Below are 736 nucleotides of genomic sequence, written 5' to 3'. Positions count from 1 at the left end.
CTCCAACGCACCACATCCCCGGTGCGGTACATGCGGGTGCCCACCGGGCCGAACGGGTCGGCCACGAACCGCTCGGCGGTCAGCCCGGCACGGCCGTGGTAGCCGCGCGCCAGACCCGCGCCCGCGATGTAGAGCTCCCCGGCCACACCCGCGGGCACCGGGCGCAGCCCGGCGTCGAGCACGTAAAGGCGGGTGTTGGCGATGGGCGCGCCGATGGGGGCGGGGGCGGCGGCCGGCCGGCGGCGGCCCGCCTCGATACCCGCTGCGGTCGACCAGATCGTGGTCTCGGTGGGCCCGTACAGGTTCACCACCCGCTCGGCGCGCCCGGCCAGCGCCTCGGCCAGCGCCTCCGGCAGCGCCTCGCCCCCCACCAGCACCCGCAGACCCGCGAGGGACGCGGGCCGCTCCTCGGCGAGCGCCCGCCACAGCGCAGGGGTGGCCTGCATCACCGAGGCGCCGGAGGACTCCAGCAGGTCGGCGAGTGCGGCCGGGTCGCGCACCGTGCCGCGGTCGGCGAGCACCGCCGTGGCACCGGCCAGCAGCGGCAGATACAACTCCAGCGCCGAAATGTCGAAACCCACCGTCGTCACCGCCAGCAGCCGCTCCCCCGCCGACAGCGGGAACCGGTCGCCCATATCCGCAAGGAAGTTCGCGAGCGCACCGTGGGACACCACCACACCCTTGGGCCGACCCGTCGACCCCGAGGTGTAGAGGATGTAGGCCGCACCGTCGGCGA

General features: G+C 75.4%; 1 protein-coding gene. It reads right to left on the bottom strand.

Annotated elements, in window-relative coordinates:
- Positions 1 to 736: AMP-binding protein (locus RM446_RS24645; protein WP_311547835.1), on the bottom strand; the 736-nt coding region annotated here is incomplete at both ends.

This window comes from Streptomonospora wellingtoniae (assembly GCF_031845375.1).
GTDB classification, from domain to species: domain Bacteria; phylum Actinomycetota; class Actinomycetes; order Streptosporangiales; family Streptosporangiaceae; genus Streptomonospora; species Streptomonospora wellingtoniae.
The sequence above is the reverse complement of the archived record's forward strand: the minus strand, read 5'-3'. Positions and strand labels throughout refer to the sequence as shown.